The sequence below is a fragment of the Pseudomonas sp. R11F genome (assembly GCF_050312575.1).
GTDB classification, from domain to species: domain Bacteria; phylum Pseudomonadota; class Gammaproteobacteria; order Pseudomonadales; family Pseudomonadaceae; genus Aquipseudomonas; species Aquipseudomonas palleroniana.
In genome coordinates this window covers 49,981-66,950 of sequence record NZ_JBNPJU010000014.1, presented here as the reverse complement: position 1 = coordinate 66,950, position 16,970 = coordinate 49,981, and the positions used below count along the sequence as shown (strand labels likewise).

Genomic DNA, 16,970 nt, shown 5'->3' with positions numbered 1-16,970 from the left:
GGCCGCGCAGCGGCCTCAAAAATGGGCCTGCTACGCAGTCCATCGGGAGCAAGCCCCCTCCCACAGTGACCGCGTTAATACTTAACTGACTGGCATTAGGGCTTGTCCGCGCTGGGGGGGCGAAGCCGCCCCAAAACCAGACGCCGCATTCTCCCAGGCAGAAATGCGGCGTTTTTATTGGGGCGGCTTCGCCCCCCAGCGCGGGGCAAGCCCGCTCACTACGGGGTCAGAAGAGGACTTTGGCCACGTCTGCGAAGCGCTTGGCAAAGTGCACCGTCATGCCTTCCTTCAAATACTCCGGCAGCTCTTCAAAGCTCCCGCGATTGGGCTCCGGCAAGATCAGCTCATGAATCTTCTGGCGCCTCGCCGCTATCACCTTCTCGCGCACCCCGCCAATCGGCAGCACGTGCCCGGTCAACGTCAGTTCACCGGTCATGGCCACGCCTTTTTTCGGCGGCTGGTTACGCGCCAGCGACAGCAGTGCACTGGCCATCGTCACGCCCGCACTGGGACCATCTTTCGGCGTGGCGCCTTCCGGTACGTGCAGGTGCACGAAGGCTTCGTCGAAGAACTTCGGGTCACCGCCAAACGACTTCAGGTTCGAACTGATGTAGCTGTAGGCGATTTCGGCGGACTCCTTCATCACTTCGCCCAACTGCCCGGTGAGCTTGAAACCGCGATTGAGCGTGTGAATGCGCGTCGCCTCGATCGGCAGGGTCGCGCCGCCCATGCTGGTCCAGGCCAGCCCCGTGATTACGCCGGTGCCGGACAGCACTTGCTCGTTACGGAACACCGGCATACCCAAGGCACTTTCCAGGTCCTTGTTGCCGATCTTGATCACCGAGTCCGGCTCATCCAGCAGCTTGACCACCGCCTTGCGCACCAGCTTGCCCAATTGCTTCTCCAACTGGCGCACCCCGGCCTCTCGCGCATAACCGTCGATCAACGCGCGCAGGGCGCCGTCGCTGATGGTCAGGCTGGTTTTCGCCACGCCGGCCTTTTCCAACTGCTTGGGCCACAGGTGGCGCTTGGCGATGGCGACTTTTTCTTCGGTGATATAGCCCGACAGGCGGATCACTTCCATCCGGTCCAGCAATGGGCCGGGGATCGAGTCCAGGGTGTTGGCGGTGCACACGAACAGCACCTTGGACAGGTCCAGGCGCAGGTCCAGGTAGTGGTCGAGAAATTCGACGTTCTGTTCCGGGTCGAGGGTTTCCAGCAGGGCCGAAGCCGGATCGCCCTGGAAGCTCTGGCCCATCTTGTCGATCTCGTCGAGCATGATCACCGGGTTCATCACTTCCACATCTTTCAGTGCCTGCACCAGCTTGCCCGGCAGGGCGCCGATGTAGGTACGGCGGTGGCCCTTGATCTCGGCTTCGTCGCGCATGCCGCCGACGCTGAAACGGTAGAACGGCCGACCCAGGGACTCGGCGATGGATTTACCCACGCTGGTCTTGCCCACGCCCGGCGGGCCCACCAGCAGCACGATGGAGCCGGCGACCTCGCCTTTATAGGCACCCACCGCGAGAAATTCGAGGATGCGGCTCTTGATGTCATCCAGGCCGGCGTGGTGCTTGTCCAGCACCTTGCGTGCATGTTTGAGGTCGAGCTTGTCCTCGCCATACACGCCCCACGGCACCGAGGTCGCCCAGTCCAGATAGTTGCGCGTGACCGCGTATTCGGGCGAGCCGGTTTCCAGGATCGACAGCTTGTTCATTTCTTCGCTGATGCGTTTCTGTGCCTGGGTCGGCAGCACTTTGCCCTCCAGGCGCTGCTCGAACTGCTCGACGTCCGCACTGCGGTCATCCTTGGTCAGGCCCAGCTCTTGCTGGATGACTTTGAGCTGTTCCTTGAGGAAGAACTCGCGCTGGTGCTCGCCGATCTTGCGGTTCACTTCGGCTGAAAGTTCTTTTTGCAGGCGCGCGACTTCTACCTCTTTGCGCAGCATCGGCAGCACTTTTTCCATGCGTTTGAGCATGGGGACGCAGTCCAGCACTTCCTGCAACTCATTACCGGTGGCCGAGGTCAGCGCGGCGGCGAAGTCGGTGAGCGGTGACGGGTCGTTGGGGCTGAAGCGGTTGAGGTAGTTTTTCAACTCTTCGCTGTACAGCGGGTTGAGCGGCAGCAGTTCCTTGATCGCATTGATCAGCGCCATGCCATAGGCCTTGACCTCGTCGGTCGGCTCGCTGGGCTGATGCGGGTATTCGACTTCCACCAGGTACGGTGGGCGGTGGTGCTTGAGCCAGGTCTTGATGCGCACACGGGTCAGGCCCTGGGCCACGAATTGCAGCTTGCCGTTCTCGCGGCTGGCGTGGTGCACCTTCACCAGGGTGCCGTACAGCGGCAGGCTGGAGGTATCGAAGTGACGGGGATCTTCGGGCGGCGTGTCCATGAAGAACAGGGCCAGGGAATGGTGGTCGGATTTGCTCACCAGCTCCAGGGTTTCGGCCCACGGCTCTTCATTGACGATCACCGGCAACACTTGCGCCGGGAAGAACGGGCGGTTGTGGATCGGGATGATGTAGACCTTGTCCGGCAGGTTCTGCCCAGGCAGGGCCAGGCCGGTGTTGGAAGACGGCGTTTCTGCGTTTTCGGGGTCGGCGTAGTCGTTGATATCGTAATCAGGGAATGCTTGCTGGTCGCTCATGGGGCACCTGCATCAGTAAGTATGCAGGTTAGATGGGGCGGGACCGTGGTGGTTTCAATGGCCGCGAGCACTTAGCAACAAATTGCATGAAATTCCTGCGGTAACTCGGCCGATGGTGTCAGCTGATTTTGTGCAGGTACGCGGGCAATGGCTGCTCGGGCAGCACCGACAACACTTTCAAACGCTGCAACATCCGCTGGCGTGCGCGTTGCAGATGTTCACGCAGGTTCAGTGCCGCCGCATCAAACGCGCCGTGCAGCAGCAATTCCAGAATCAACCGGTGTTCGGCCAACATCGCAGGGTCGGCACCAATGCCCAGTAAACGGTAAAAAATCCGACTGATGATCATCGGGCTCTGGCCCTGGCGGATCAGCGCGGCAATCTTGCGGTTTTGCAGACCGGCCAGGCAGTGCTGGTGCAAATCCTCTTCGATCTGTTCGATGGCTTCCAGGCTGCAGTGGGGGTTGTCCTGGGCGTCCAGCACGCGCTGCAGCATCGTTTCAAGCCGCTCGCGATCAAGGTGAGGGGCGCTCTGGCGCAGTGCTTCGGGCTCCAGGCAGGCGCGCAGTTCGTAGTCTTCGGTAACTTCGCGTGCGGTCAAAGGCCCCGCCAGCCATTGCGAGTAGGGATCCTTCTCGACCAAGCCACGGTCGCGCAGGCGCATCAGCGCTTCACGCACCACGGCTCGGCTGACGCCGTAGTGGTCGGCGGCGGCTTGTTCGTCCAGGCGGTAATGGCCGAAGGCGATGCACGTGGAGAGCGCCGCACCGATTTCCTCGACGATGCGCTCGCCCAGTGGCCGAGTGTCCACCAGCTCCACTTCGCCATTGAGCCCCAGGTGCGCATGGCTCAAGGGCAGGCGCAGGGGCTCCATGGCCAGGCCTTCGGGGTTGATCAGGTAGCCGCGACCGTTGAAGCGGCAGATCAAGCCTTCGGCGTGCAGCAGGTCCAGCGCCTTGCGCACCGGTACGCGACTGGTGCCGAACAATTCGGCCAGTGGCGCTTCCAGCAGGACCAGCCCATGGCGGGCGGTACCGCTGACGATCGCGTCGCGCAACACTTGATGAATCATCGCGTAGCGGGAGGCCGAGGCGGACACTGCTTTCATCGCGTTCTCTGGTCAGGTAGGACGGTGGCCGGGGATTCTCTCACAGTTGCGCCTGTCACTCTGTACCCCGGCAAAGGCACTTTTCTGGGGCCGTTACGGCAGGAATGTTACTTTTCTGCACCAAAATGTACTTATTGATAAAAGATACATTATTCGAGTCGCGGGTTGTCCCGGCGGTCTCCTTTGAGTTTTTTATCGGATCCCGGCCCCTCTATCCCGTGGCTATTAGAGATAAACCAGACTGGCATACACAAGTCACCCGTTAAGACTGGCACGGAATCTGCCTTTGTAAAATGTACATTTTATTAATAAGTACGTTTTATAGAGAGTCGTCACTATGTCAGACGCCACTTCAATGGCTGAGGCTTTCGCCAGCGGCCGCAGCGATCCGGTAGAAGTGCTCGAACAGGTGCTGGTCCATGCGAGCATGGCCCCCAGCGTGTTTATCGGCCTGACCGCCGAACGTGCCCGCCGCGAGGCCGAAGCTGCCGCCGCTCGCTGGCGCGCCGGCCAACCCTTGAGCGTATTCGATGGCGTGCCCCTGGCCTGGAAGGATCTGTTCGACGTGGCCGGCAGCGTCACCACCGCCGGCGCCGCCTACCGTCGCACGGCACCGGCCGCCTTGCTCGATGCCCCGAGCGTGGGGCTGCTGTGCCGTGCCGGGATGGTCAGCGTGGGCAAGACCAACCTCAGCGAGCTGGCCTATTCCGGCCTGGGCCTGAACCCGCATTTCGGCACGCCGTACAATCCCCATGGCACCGACCGGCCGCGCATTCCTGGCGGCTCGTCTTCAGGTTCGGCGGTGGCCGTCGCCGCCGGGATCGTGCCGATCGCCATGGGCACCGACACCGCAGGGTCCATCCGCATTCCCGCGGCCTTCAATGGGCTGGTGGGTTACCGCGCCAGCAGCCGTCGCTACAGCCGCGACGGCGTGTTCCCGCTGGCCCGCACCCTCGACAGCCTCGGCCCGTTGACCCGCAGCGTGCGCGACGCGCTTGCCATCGATGACCTGCTCAACGGGCGTACGCAGTTGCACACTCCGCGCAGCCTCAAGGGCCAGCGTTTTGTACTGGAGCAGGGCGCACTGGACGGCATTGAGCCCGCCGTGCGCAATAACCTGCTGCGTTCGACGGATCAATTGAAAACCGCAGGGGCGTTGATCAGCGTGCGCCCGTGCATCGCGTTTCAGGCCACGCTGGACCTGATCCGGGACCACGGCTGGCTCGGCTCATTCGAAGCGTTCGCCCTGCATCAAGCCTTGCTCGACAGCGCCGATGCCGAGCAACTCGACCCCCGCGTACGCCGCCGCCTCGAAGCTGCGCGCGCGTTGCCGGCCAGCCAACTGATCCACCTGCTCGATGCACGTCGGCAGTTGCAGCAGCAACTGAGCGACGACCTCGACGGCGCCATCCTGATCACGCCCACCGTTGCCCATGTGGCTCCCGCGCTGGCACCGCTGGAGGCCGACGACGCGCTGTTCGTGCAGACCAACCTCGCCACCCTGCGCCTGACCATGCCCGGCAGCTTGCTGGATATGCCCGGCGTCACCCTGCCCAGCGGTCGCGACGCCCAGGGCTTGCCCACCGGGCTGCTGCTCAGCGCGCCGATGGGCGAAGACGCACGCTTGTTACGGGCCGCGTTGTCCGTCGAATCCGTACTGACTATTTAAGGAGACACACCATGGCTAAAGACATCCTTTGTGCATTTGGCGTCGACGTTGACGCCGTCGCCGGCTGGCTCGGTTCCTATGGCGGCGAAGATTCGCCGGATGACATCTCCCGTGGCCTGTTCGCGGGAGAGGTCGGTGCGCCGCGCCTGCTCAAATTGTTCGAGCGCTACGGTTTGCGCACCACCTGGTTTATCCCCGGGCACTCGATGGAAACCTTTCCCGAGCAGATGAAGGCCGTGGCCGACGCCGGCCATGAAATCGGCGTACACGGCTACAGCCATGAAAACCCCATCGCGATGACCGCCGAGCAGGAAGAAATCGTCCTGGACAAGTCCATCGAACTGATCACCCAAGTCACCGGCAAACGCCCCACTGGCTACGTCGCACCCTGGTGGGAATTCAGCAAGGTCACCAACGAGTTGCTGTTGAAAAAAGGCATCAAGTACGACCACAGCCTGATGCACAACGACTTCCACCCCTACTACGTGCGCAAGGGCGACAGCTGGACCAAGATCGACTACAGCCAACACCCCGACACCTGGATGAAACCCCTGGTGCGCGGCGAAGAAACCGATCTGGTGGAGATCCCGGCCAACTGGTACCTCGACGACCTGCCGCCGATGATGTTCATCAAGAAAGCCCCCAACAGCCACGGCTTCGTCAACCCGCGCCACCTGGAAGAAATGTGGCGCGACCAGTTCGACTGGGTCTACCGCGAACACGAGCACGCCGTGTTCACCATGACCATCCACCCCGACGTGTCCGGTCGCCCGCAAGTGTTGTTGATGCTTGAGCGTTTGATCGAGCACATCCAGAGCCATGCCGGCGTGCGCTTCGTCACCTTCGATGAAATCGCCGACGACTTTATCCGCCGCCAACCGCGTACCTGACCCTACAGGATGCGTTCGACCCCCACTTTCCGAGGCGCGATTCATGTCCATCTACAACAAGCTTGACCTGACTGGCTGGAAACCCCGGCAACTGAAGTCCCAGGAAGTGCGCTTCGCGACCTGGATCGCGTTTTTCGCCTGGGTGTTTGCGGTGTACGACTTCATTCTGTTTGGCACCTTGCTGCCGGAGATCGGCCGGCATTTCGGCTGGAATGAAGTGGAGCAAGCACAGATTGCGACTTGGGTGGCGGTGGGCACGGCGGTCGTCGCCTTTGCCATCGGCCCTGTCGTCGATAAATTGGGGCGGCGCAAAGGCATCATTTTCACCGTGGCCGGGTCTGCGCTGTGTTCGGCGTTGACAGCCATCGGCGGGGCTTGGGGCAAGTCGCCATTGATTTTGATCCGTTCGTTGGGCGGGCTGGGCTATGCCGAGGAAACCGTCAACGCCACTTACCTGAGTGAGCTGTACGGCGCCTCGCAAGATCCGCGGCTGACCAAGCGCCGTGGCTTCATCTACAGCCTGGTACAAGGCGGCTGGCCGGTGGGCGCGTTGATCGCCGCCGGGTTGACTGCGTTGTTGCTGCCGGTCATTGGTTGGCAGGGCTGTTTCATCTTCGCCGCGATCCCGGCCGTCGTGATCGCGATCCTGGCGCGCAAGCTCAAGGAAAGCCCGCAATTCCAGATCCACCAACGCATCAGCGAACTGCGTAAAAACGGCGCAGTGAGCGAAGCGCAGAACGTCGCCGTGACCTACGGCGTGGATTACGACGAACACAGCAACGCCGGCCTCAAGGCGGCGTTCCGTGGCCCGGCGCGGCGCGCCACCTTGGTGATCGGCGCCGCGCTGTTGCTCAACTGGGCGGCGATCCAGGTGTTCAGCGTGCTCGGCACGTCGGTGATCGTCAGCGTGCACCACATCTCGTTTGAGAACTCGCTGATCATCCTGGTGCTGTCCAACCTGGTGGGTTACTGCGGTTACCTCAGCCACGGCTGGATGGGCGACAAGATCGGCCGTCGCAATGTCATCGGCCTGGGCTGGATGCTCGGTGGGCTGTCGTTTGCCGGGATGCTGTTCGGGCCGAGCAACATGCCGATGGTAGTGGGGCTGTACAGCCTGGGGCTGTTCTTCCTGATCGGGCCTTACTCGGCGGCGCTGTTCTTTATCAGCGAGAGCTTTCCCACCAGCATCCGCGCCACCGGCGGCGCGATCATCCATGCGATGGGGCCGATTGGCGCGGTGGTCGCCGGGTTTGGCGCGACCCAGGTGTTGTCCGCCGGCAGTGACTGGCAAACCGCCGCGCTGTGGTTCGGCGCACTGCCGTGCTTTTTGTCCGGTGCCCTGATGTTTGCCGCGCGCCATGTGCGCCCGGAAACCGTTCAATAAGGAGTGTGCGATGAGGCGTAAAGTTGCCTTGGTCACCGGTGCCGCCAGCGGCATCGGCCAAGCCCTCGCCGTGGCCTATGCGCGCAGCGGCGTCGCGGTGGCGGGCGGGTATTACCCGGCTGATCCACATGACCCGCAGACCACGGTTCGCTGGGTGGAAGCGGCGGGCGGCGAGTGCGTGATGTGGCCGCTCGATGTAGGTGATAGCGCCTCGGTGGACGCGCTCGCGGCGCAGGCCGTGGAGCATTTCGGGCGGTTGGATTACGCCGTGGCCAATGCCGGCTTGCTGCGCCGTGCGCCGCTGTTGGAGATGACCGATGAGTTGTGGAACGAGATGCTCAATGTCGACCTGACCGGCGTGATGCGTACCTTTCGTGCGGCGGCCCGGTACATGGGCGAGGGCGGCGCACTGGTGGCGATTTCATCGATTGCCGGCGGCGTGTATGGCTGGCAGGAGCACAGTCACTACGCGGCGGCGAAGGCGGGCGTACCGGGGCTTTGCCGTTCGCTGGCGGTGGAGTTGGCGGCCAGGGGAATTCGTTGCAATGCGGTGATCCCCGGATTGATCGAGACGCCGCAGTCGTTGGATGCGCAGAACTCCCTTGGCCCGGAAGGTCTGGCAAAAGCTGCGCGGGCAATCCCGCTGGGTCGGGTCGGGCGGGCCGATGAAGTGGCGGCGCTGGTGCAATTCCTGACCAGTGATGCCTCGAGTTACCTGACTGGGCAAAGCATCATTATCGACGGCGGCCTGACCGTGCGCTGGCCCGATTGACAGCTGTCCACATGGGATCTGTGTTTGCTTCAGGAGATTTGACATGCCTCAACTGACCAACCGCCGCGCCGTGATCACCGGCGCCGGCAGCGGTATCGGTGCCGCCATCGCCCGGGCCTACGCCGCGGAAGGTGCGCGCCTCTTGCTGGCCGACCGCAATGCCGCAAGCCTGGCCGAAACCGCGATCACCTGCCGCAACCTCGGCGCCGAGGTCGTCGAATGCCTGGCCGATGTCGGCTGCGTCGACGGCGCACAGGCCAGTGTCGACCGTTGCGTCGAGCATTTCGGTGGCATCGATATTCTGGTGAACAACGCCGGCATGCTCACCCAGGCGCGCTGCGTCGACCTCACCCTTGAAATGTGGAACGACATGCTGCGCGTCGACCTCACCAGTGTGTTCGTCGCCAGCCAGCGTGCCTTGCCGCATATGCTCGCGCAGCGCTGGGGGCGGATTATCAATGTGGCCTCGCAACTGGGGATCAAGGGCGGCGCCGAATTGACCCATTACGCAGCGGCCAAGGCTGGGGTGATCGGCTTTACCAAGTCCCTGGCGCTGGAAGTGGCCAAGGACAATGTGCTGGTCAACGCCATCGCCCCCGGCCCGATCGAAACGCCCTTGGTGGGCGGTATCAGCGACACCTGGAAACGCGCCAAGGCCGCTGAGTTGCCTCTGGGGCGCTTCGGTTTGGCCGATGAGGTGGCACCTACCGCCGTGCTGCTCGCCAGCGAGCCGGGCGGCAACTTGTTCGTCGGCCAGACCCTGGGCCCGAACTCCGGCGACATCATGCCATGAGCGGGGTGTAGCGATGTGTGGGCTCTGCGGCTTGCTCGGCGAAGACCTGCACTGGAGCGATCCCCTCGGCGATGAACTGCCCCGGCGCCGTGAGCGCCTGCGCCGGATCGCCGCGATCAATCAGGTGCTGGCGGTGTTTCGGCTCAAGGTCGAGGACTTCCAGGGCGCCTCTTACCTGCTGCTGGGCGCCACCGGCAAACAAGCCTTGGCCAGTGGCCTGGATGCATTGTGGCAGGCGGCTGAAGACATGCTCGGCCGACCGTTGGACCCGCTTGATCCACGCTTGCTGGAGTCTCTGGAGTCATCATGAGTATCGCCCTCAACGTTATCACCGGCTTCCTCGGCAGCGGCAAAACCACCTTGCTCAAGCGTCTGCTGCAGGGTGAAAGCCTGGGCGACACGGCGTTGCTGATCAATGAATTCGGCGATGTCGGCATTGATCATCTGTTGGTGGAGGAGGTCGCGCCGGACACCGTGCTGCTGCCCAGTGGCTGTGTCTGCTGTTCGATTCGCGGCGAGTTGAAAGACGCCTTGCTCGGCCTGTGGCAACGCCGCGAGCGCGGTGAAATCCCCGCGTTCAAACGGGTGATCCTGGAAACCACCGGCCTGGCTGACCCGGCGCCGATCCTCGCCACGCTCAATAACGACGTGCAACTGCGCGGGCGTTTCCATATTGGCTTGGTGGTCACCCTGGTGGACGCCAGCCACGCCGCGCTGCAGGAGCGCTTGCACCCCGAATGGCTGGCCCAGGTCGCGGCGGCGGATCGGCTGCTGCTGAGCAAAACCGACGTGGCGGGCGACTGTGCTCCTTTGCGCACGCATTTGCAGGCACTCAACGCCGGTACGCCGATCCTCACGACCCAGGACATTCACAGCGGCGACCAATTGCTGCTCGGTGAGGGCTTGCGCAGCGCTGAACCGGTTGTGGAGGTCAATCGCTGGCAGTTGCATCAAACCACCTCCGCCTCCCACGGTGCGGCGCAGGTGTGTTGCCTGACGTTCGAGCAACCGCTGGACTGGGTCGGTTTCGGGGTCTGGTTATCGATGCTGTTAAGATGCCATGGCGAACGAATCCTTCGCGTCAAAGGACTGCTCAACGTGAACGCAAGCTCGGCCCCTATCGTCATCCATGGCGTGCAGCACTGCCTGCATGCACCGGTCCATTTGCCTGCGTGGCCGGGCAGCGATCGGCAATCGCGCCTGGTCTTTATCCTGCGTGGGCTCGACCCGGCGCGGTTGCGTCACTCCTTTGAGGTGTTTTCACGGCGGTTCGCGGCATGATCACCCTACGTGTCCTCGGCACTTCGGTGACGCTGCTCGAATGCTTGCGGGTGCGTGCCGAACAGGAGCTGGGCATTCGCCTGGTGTACCAGGTGCACGATGTCGAACAGGCCCAGCGCATCGCGGTGATGCAGCCCGACAGCTACGACCTGTACGACCAGTGGTTCCACAACGTCGACTTCGTGTGGCCGGCGCGGGCGATCCAGCCCATCGATACCCGGCGGATTGCGCTGTGGCATGAGATCAACGACCTGCCCAAGCGCGGTCGTCTATCGGCCAATGACCGCCTGGGCAGTGGCAGCGTGCCGAGCGAGCGCCTGTTCGTGCAGCACGACGGCAGCCTTGGCAGCACGGTGACCGAGCGCATCAGCATGTTGCCGCTGACCCATAACGCCGACAGCTTCGCCTACCGTCCCGAACGCTTGCCCGAGGGTTTCAGCCACGGCAATGAAAGCTGGGGCTGGCTGCTCGACCCGGCGTGGCGTGCGCGCACCGCGCTGCAAAGCGATGCCGCCATCGGAGCCCTCGACGCGGCGCTGGCAGTGCAGGGCGCAGGGCTGGCGCAGTTCAAGGACATCGGCAACATGAGCATCGAAGAGATCGATGTGCTCGCCGATATCCTGGTGCGCAAGCAGAAGGAGGGGCATTTCGCCGCATTCTGGTCGGATGATGAAGAGGCGGCGCAATTGATGCTCAGCCCGAGTATCGATATCCAGAGCCTGTGGTCGCCGACCTTGATGCGCCTGCACCGTGCCGGCGTGAAATACCGCCTGGCCGTGCCCCGCGAAGGCTATCGCGCCTGGTTCGGCGGCTTGTCGCTGTCCCGTCATGCCCGGGGCCCGGTGTTGGATGCGGCCTATGCCTACCTCAATTGGTGGCTGTCCGGCTGGCCTGGGGCGGTGATGGCTCGACAGGGCTACTACATCGGTAACCCGGCGCGCAGCCGTGATCATTTGACCTGCGCCGAATGGGACTACTGGTATGCCGGCAAGCCTGCGCGGGAAGAATTGCCGGGCAGCGATGGCTTGCCCCTGATCGATGTGGGCGAGGTGCGCGATGGCGGTTCTTATGAACAGCGCATGGGGCATGTCGCGGTGTGGAATTCGGTAATGGATGAGCACAACTACCTGGTGCGCCGCTGGGGGGACTTCATGCGCGCGCGGAGCGCTTAATCCGCACAGTCCTCGGTCGCCAATAAAATGACAAGCAAGTTCCAGCTTCTATTGGGTGTACTTATCCCAGGTCCCAGCTAATCTGCTAAAACACAACATTCGATCAGAATGGACGTTTTTTTGACGCCAGATCAGCAGTCGCCAGGGAGGCGCATGACACAGGGACGGCTTGGCAGAGAGCGGCGAATACTGCCCGAGGGCACTGCGATGAAGTGGCGTCACACTTTTCAGACCCGCATTGCCGGGGTGTTGGCGCTATTGCTGCTGGTGGTCGTTGCGGCCACTTACTTTGCCGTACAGGCCGCCACCACTCGCGCCGTGGAGAACCAGGCCGAGGTGCAGTTGGAAACCGGCCGCCAAGTGTTCGAGCGCCTGCTGGACCTGCGCGGGCGTCGGTTGCAATCCGGGCTGGACTGGCTCACCGCTGATGGCCCGTTCATGCAAGCCGTGGCCGCCGGTCGCAGTGAACCCATCCTGGCCGAGTTGCGTCGGCATGGCGGCGGTATCAGTTCCAGCGAGGTGTTCGTGCTGGACCTGGAGGGGCAGGTCATGGTCAGTACCTTGCCGATACTCACCCGCGGTCAGCCGTTTCCCTATGACCATGCCTTGCGTCAGGCGCGACGCAGCGGGCTGCAGATGCTGATCGTGGCAATGGACGGGCAGCCTTACTTGCTGGTGCAGGATGTGGTCCTCGACCCGCAGCCCATCGCCCGAGTGATCATGGGCTTTCCCATGGACACGTTGTTCGCCAATGAGCTGCGCTCCATGAGCAACCTGGAGGTGTCCTTCCTCAGCGTGCAGGACGGCCAGGTCGGCCGCCTGTTCACCACTCAGCCCTACGAGTACCAGGCCAGCATCATCGAACGGCTGCGTGACGTGCACTTGAACCCCGAAGCGCAGGTCGGCGTGTTTCATGGCAAGCGTGTACTCAGCCAGGTTCTGCCGCTGGCCAATACCGGTGATGGCGATGAGGTGCGCGTCTTGCTGCAAAGCCCGCTGGACCACGCCCTGGAATCCTTTGCGCCGCTGGACCGGCAATTTCTCGGGATTGCCCTGGCCGTGCTGCTGGTAGCACTGGCGGCCGCGCTGTTGCTGGCGCGCCGCGTATCGCGGCCACTTGATGCGTTGGTAGCGGCGGCCGGGCGGATTGGGGCCGGTGACTATCGCACCGCCGTACGGGTTCGCAGCCACGACGAGTTCGGCTTGCTGGCCCGGGCCTTCAATGCGATGCAAAGCGGTATCGCCGTGCGTGAGCGGCAGTTGGCCCACAATGCCCTGCACGACCCGCTCACCGGTCTGCCCAATCGCGCCCTGGCCATGGAGCGCCTGGGCAGTGCGATCAGCGCCCGACGCCCGGTGGTGTTGTTATATATCGGCATTGAAAACTACCGGGTGATCAACGAAGGCTTCGGCCCTGAAGGTGTCGAGGACATGCTGCGCGAAGCCAGCCGCTGCTTGTCCATGAGCCTGCTGGCCAGCGACACGGCCGCGCGCATTGCCGGCAGCGAGTTTCTGCTGCTGTTGGAAAACACCGAGATCGACCGCGCCGTGGCCCGTGCCGACCACCTGTATGGGCTGCTCACCGAGCCCCAGCGCATCGGCCATGACGAAGTGCGCCATGAGGTCAGTATCGGCATCGCCGCTTACCCCGCCGACGGCCAGCAGGTGGACGAGTTGATCAGCCGCGCCGCCATCGCCCGGCATGACGCGGCGGCCTCGCCGGGCTACTTGCAGATCTACCAGCAGGACCGCGACTTGGCCCACCAGCGCCAGATCACCCTGATCCGCGATCTGCGCCGTGCGGTGATCGAGGGCGAATTGTTCCTGTGCTACCAGCCCAAGCTCGACCTCAACCAGGGCCACGTGCGCCAGGCGGAAGCGCTGTTACGCTGGCAGCATCCGACTCTGGGCCTGGTGTCGCCCAGCGAGTTCATCCCCTTGGCCGAGCGCACCGGCAGCATGGGCGCCCTGACCCTGTGGGTGATCGAAGAGGCAGTGCGGCAAATCGCCGAGTGGGGGCAACGGGGCTTGCCTATGCAGGTGTCGGTGAATATTTCCGTGGATGATCTGGCCGATGATGACCTGGCCATCCGCGTCACCGCCTTGCTGATGCAATACGAGGTGGCGGCCGAGCGGCTGATCTTTGAAATCACCGAAAGCGCGATCATGCATAACCCGCAGCAGGCGCTCAGCGTGCTGGAACAGCTGCGTGGTTGCGGCATCAGCTTGTCGGTGGATGATTTCGGCACGGGTTATTCGTCGCTGGCGCAATTGCAGCGCCTGCCGGTGCAGGAATTGAAGATCGACCAATCGTTTGTGCGCAACCTCGACAGCACCACCGGTGACGGTGTGATCGTGCGCTCGACCATCGAGATGAGCCACAACCTGGGGCTCAAGGTGGTCGCCGAGGGCGTGGAATTCGAGCCCAGCCTGAAATTGCTCAAGCAATGGAAGTGCGACACCGCCCAGGGCTACCTGATCGGCCGGCCGTTGAATGCCATGGCGTTCGAGATGTGGATGCGGCGTTGCGGCCCGATGTGGGAGGGGGCTTGCTCCCGATAGCGATGTGCCAGCCAAAAAAGATTCAGCTGAAAGACCGCCATCGGGAGCAAGCCCCCTCTCACAGGCTACCGGGATTGCTTAGTCCGGCAGTTTGAACGCCATCACATAGTCACCCTGCTTGGTGCCCAGGGAGCCGTGACCGCCGGCCATGACCAGCACGTATTGCTTGCCGTCCTTGCCGGTGTAGGTCATCGGTGTGGTTTGCGCGCCTGCAGGCAGGCGGCCTTCCCACAGTTGCTTGCCGTTTTTCACGTCATAGGCACGCAGGTACTGGTCCAGGGTACCGCTGAGGAACGCTACGCCACCGGCGGTGGTGAACGTACCACCCAGGCTTGGCACGCCCATGGTCAGTGGGACCGGAACCGGCGAGCTGTCACGCACGGTGCCGTTTTTATGCATCCAGATGGTTTGGTGGGTGGTCAGGTCGACCGCTGCCACGTAACCCCAGGCCGGAGCCTGGCACGGCAGGCCCATCGGCGACAGCAGCGCTTCGAGAATCACGCCATACGGTGCGCCTTTGTTCGGCTGCACGCCTTCGGTTTCGCTGACGCGTGGGCCTTGCTTGGCGATGTCGGCAGCCGGGATCAGTTTCGATTTGAACGCCATGTAGCTCGGGTTCACGAATGCAATCTGGCGGACCGGGTCGACGGAGATACCACCCCAGTCGAACACACCGAAGTTACCGGGGTATACGATCGAGCCTTGCAGCGATGGCGGCGTGAATGGGCCGTCGTAGCGCATCGACTTGAAATCGATCCGGCAGATCAGTTGGTCAAACGGCGTCACACCCCACATGTCGCGCTCTTTGAGCGGCGGTGGCATGAAGTTCAGGTCGGACTTCGGTTGAGTCGGGGAGGTGTGATCGCCGGCCACTGCGCCTTGCGGTACAGGGATTTCATTGATCGGCACTACCGGTTGGCCGTTGCTGCGGTCCAGCACGTAGATGCTGCCTTGCTTGGTCGATGCCATCACCGCTTGCTTGACGCCGTCGGCGGTCTTGATGTCGATCAGGCTTGGCTGGCCGCCCACGTCCATGTCCCACAGGTCATGGTGAGTGAACTGGAAGGTCCACTTCACGTGGCCGGTGTCGATATCCAGTGCGGTCAGGCCGGCGCTGTATTTCTCAGAGGCCGGGGTACGGTCGCCGCCATACTGGTCGGGCATCTGGTTGCCCATCGGCAGGTACAACATGCCGAGCTTTTCATCGACGCTGAACATGGACCACATGTTCGGCGAGTTGCGGGTGTAGGTTTTGCCTTCGGCCAACGGGGTGGTGTCGTCCGGGTTGCCGCTGTCCCAGTTCCACACCAGCTTGCCGGTGTGTACGTCGAACGCGCGGATCACACCGCTTGGCTCGTCGGTGGAGACGTTGTCGGTCACGTGACCGCCGATCACGACCAGGTTCTTGGTCACGGCCGGAGGCGAAGTGGAGTAGTAACCGCCTGGAGCGAAGCTGCCGATGTTGGCACGCAGGTCGACCTGGCCTTTGTCACCGAAGTCTTCGCACATCTTGCCGGTGTCGGCGTTCAGGGCGATCAGGCGGGTGTCGGCAGTCGGCACGAAAATGCGTTTCGGGCATACGGCGCTGACCGGCGCTGGGCTCGCGCTGCCGGTAGGGCTCTGCTCGGAAGCGTACACGGCGTCATCGTGATACGACACGCCACGGCAGGTCATGTGCGCCCAACCCTTGAAGTTTGCCGCACCTTCGGTGCTCAGCTTCGGGTCGAAACGCCAGATTTCCTTGCCGGTGTCCGGGTCCAGGGCAATCACCTGGCTGTGCGGGGTGCACACATAGAGCATGCCATTGACTTTCAGCGGGGTGTTTTCCGCGGTGGTTTCACCGGGGTCGCCAGGGCCGGGGATGTCACCGGTACGGTAAGTCCAGGCCGGCACCAGCTTGTGCGCGTTTTCCGGGGTGATCTGGGCCAGTGGCGAGTAACGATCACCGAAGGCCGAACGGCCATAGGAGTTCCATTCACCGTCGGCCTGGCTCGGCGCTGCGCTGGCCATGCCAGGTGCGGCGTCACGGTCCAGTTGGCCGGTCTTGACCATTTCACCCGGGTTGGTGAATTGGCTGGCCAGCGCCGTTGCACCGGCCAATACCACGGCCACGCTCAGTGCCCCAGTGCCCAGCGGCGCCGCTTGGCCGCGCAGCAGCGGGCGACGGAACCACGGGAGCAACATGACGATGCCCAAGGCGAACAACAGCGCCAGGCGCGGCACCAATTGCCACCAGTCCAGGCCGACTTCCCAGAGCGCCCACACGGTGCTGGCGAACAGCACCAGTGCGTACAGGCCCAGCGCAGCACGGCGAGTAGCCAGCAGCAACACGCCGGTCAGGGCGATGCCGATACCGGCCAGCAGGTAGTACAGCGACCCGCCGAGCATGCTCAGCTTGACGCCACCGGCCAGCAAGGCCAGGCCCATGATCAGCAGCAAGACGCCTAGCAGCCTGGGCAGCAGGCGGCTTGGGCTTGAGGCACCATCAGTGCTCATAGTGTGTTTCTCCGTTACGTTGGAATTATGTAACCCCGTGCTTCACTGTAGATGACGATTCAGCGCGGGCTTGGTTCATCGTTGTTTTTGGTTTTTCTGGGGTGCAGCGGGGTTATCCACAGGCGGGTGATTTATTCCCAGGCGCAGGTCGGGGTAAGACAGCGCTGTCTTTAAAAAGGAAAAAATTCGGCAAGAT

Annotated in this window: 12 protein-coding genes; 9 read left to right on the top strand and 3 right to left on the bottom strand. The window is 63.0% G+C overall.

Annotation, left to right across the window (positions count from 1 at the left end; translation table 11 throughout):
* Positions 1–226 precede the first annotated feature (226 nt).
* Both lon and ACQRBV_RS03665 read right to left on the bottom strand, forming a co-directional pair.
* Positions 227–2,647: an endopeptidase La gene (gene lon, locus ACQRBV_RS03670; protein WP_090366551.1), complete on the bottom strand. Its 2,421-nt coding sequence runs from the start codon at positions 2,645–2,647 to the stop codon at positions 227–229.
* A gap of 118 nt (positions 2,648–2,765) precedes the next feature.
* The gene (locus ACQRBV_RS03665; protein ID WP_411985517.1) at positions 2,766–3,755 is read right to left on the bottom strand and encodes a GntR family transcriptional regulator; all 990 of its coding nucleotides are present in this window, start codon (positions 3,753–3,755) and stop codon (positions 2,766–2,768) included.
* A 337-nt stretch (positions 3,756–4,092) separates the two neighbouring features.
* Here ACQRBV_RS03665 and ACQRBV_RS03660 point away from each other — a divergent pair, with 337 nt between their 5' ends.
* The 9 genes from ACQRBV_RS03660 to ACQRBV_RS03620 all read left to right on the top strand — a co-directional run bounded on the left by ACQRBV_RS03660 (position 4,093) and on the right by ACQRBV_RS03620 (position 14,278).
* A complete protein-coding gene (locus tag ACQRBV_RS03660) occupies positions 4,093–5,424 on the top strand; it encodes an amidase (protein WP_411985518.1) in 1,332 nt (443 codons plus the stop codon).
* A gap of 11 nt (positions 5,425–5,435) precedes the next feature.
* Positions 5,436–6,314: a polysaccharide deacetylase family protein gene (locus ACQRBV_RS03655; RefSeq protein ID WP_010212857.1), complete on the top strand. Its 879-nt coding sequence runs from the start codon at positions 5,436–5,438 to the stop codon at positions 6,312–6,314.
* Positions 6,315–6,357: 43 nt separating this feature from the next.
* Positions 6,358–7,698 (top strand): MFS transporter, encoded by a 1,341-nt coding sequence (locus ACQRBV_RS03650; protein ID WP_411985519.1) that lies wholly within the window; start codon positions 6,358–6,360, stop codon positions 7,696–7,698.
* A gap of 10 nt (positions 7,699–7,708) precedes the next feature.
* Positions 7,709–8,470, top strand: coding sequence for an SDR family NAD(P)-dependent oxidoreductase (locus ACQRBV_RS03645; RefSeq protein WP_411985520.1), 762 nt, complete (start codon positions 7,709–7,711; stop codon positions 8,468–8,470).
* Positions 8,471–8,513: 43 nt separating this feature from the next.
* Positions 8,514–9,263: an SDR family NAD(P)-dependent oxidoreductase gene (locus ACQRBV_RS03640; protein WP_411985521.1), complete on the top strand. Its 750-nt coding sequence runs from the start codon at positions 8,514–8,516 to the stop codon at positions 9,261–9,263.
* A gap of 13 nt (positions 9,264–9,276) precedes the next feature.
* On the top strand, positions 9,277–9,573 hold the full coding sequence (locus ACQRBV_RS03635) for a hypothetical protein (RefSeq protein WP_060754472.1): 297 nt from the start codon (positions 9,277–9,279) through the stop codon (positions 9,571–9,573).
* Positions 9,570–10,544 (top strand): CobW family GTP-binding protein, encoded by a 975-nt coding sequence (locus ACQRBV_RS03630; RefSeq protein WP_104995613.1) that lies wholly within the window; start codon positions 9,570–9,572, stop codon positions 10,542–10,544. The genes ACQRBV_RS03635 and ACQRBV_RS03630 overlap by 4 nt, the downstream gene beginning before the upstream one ends.
* Positions 10,541–11,716: an ABC transporter substrate-binding protein gene (locus ACQRBV_RS03625; RefSeq protein ID WP_060754470.1), complete on the top strand. Its 1,176-nt coding sequence runs from the start codon at positions 10,541–10,543 to the stop codon at positions 11,714–11,716. The genes ACQRBV_RS03630 and ACQRBV_RS03625 overlap by 4 nt, the downstream gene beginning before the upstream one ends.
* 207 nt (positions 11,717–11,923) lie before the next feature.
* Positions 11,924–14,278 carry a putative bifunctional diguanylate cyclase/phosphodiesterase gene (locus ACQRBV_RS03620; RefSeq protein ID WP_411985522.1) on the top strand — a complete coding sequence of 785 codons (2,355 nt, stop codon included), beginning with the start codon at positions 11,924–11,926 and terminating at the stop codon, positions 14,276–14,278.
* 78 nt (positions 14,279–14,356) lie between these two features.
* Here ACQRBV_RS03620 and ACQRBV_RS03615 read toward each other — a convergent pair whose 3' ends face one another.
* Positions 14,357–16,774: a glucose/quinate/shikimate family membrane-bound PQQ-dependent dehydrogenase gene (locus ACQRBV_RS03615; protein ID WP_411985523.1), complete on the bottom strand. Its 2,418-nt coding sequence runs from the start codon at positions 16,772–16,774 to the stop codon at positions 14,357–14,359.
* Positions 16,775–16,970 lie beyond the last annotated feature (196 nt).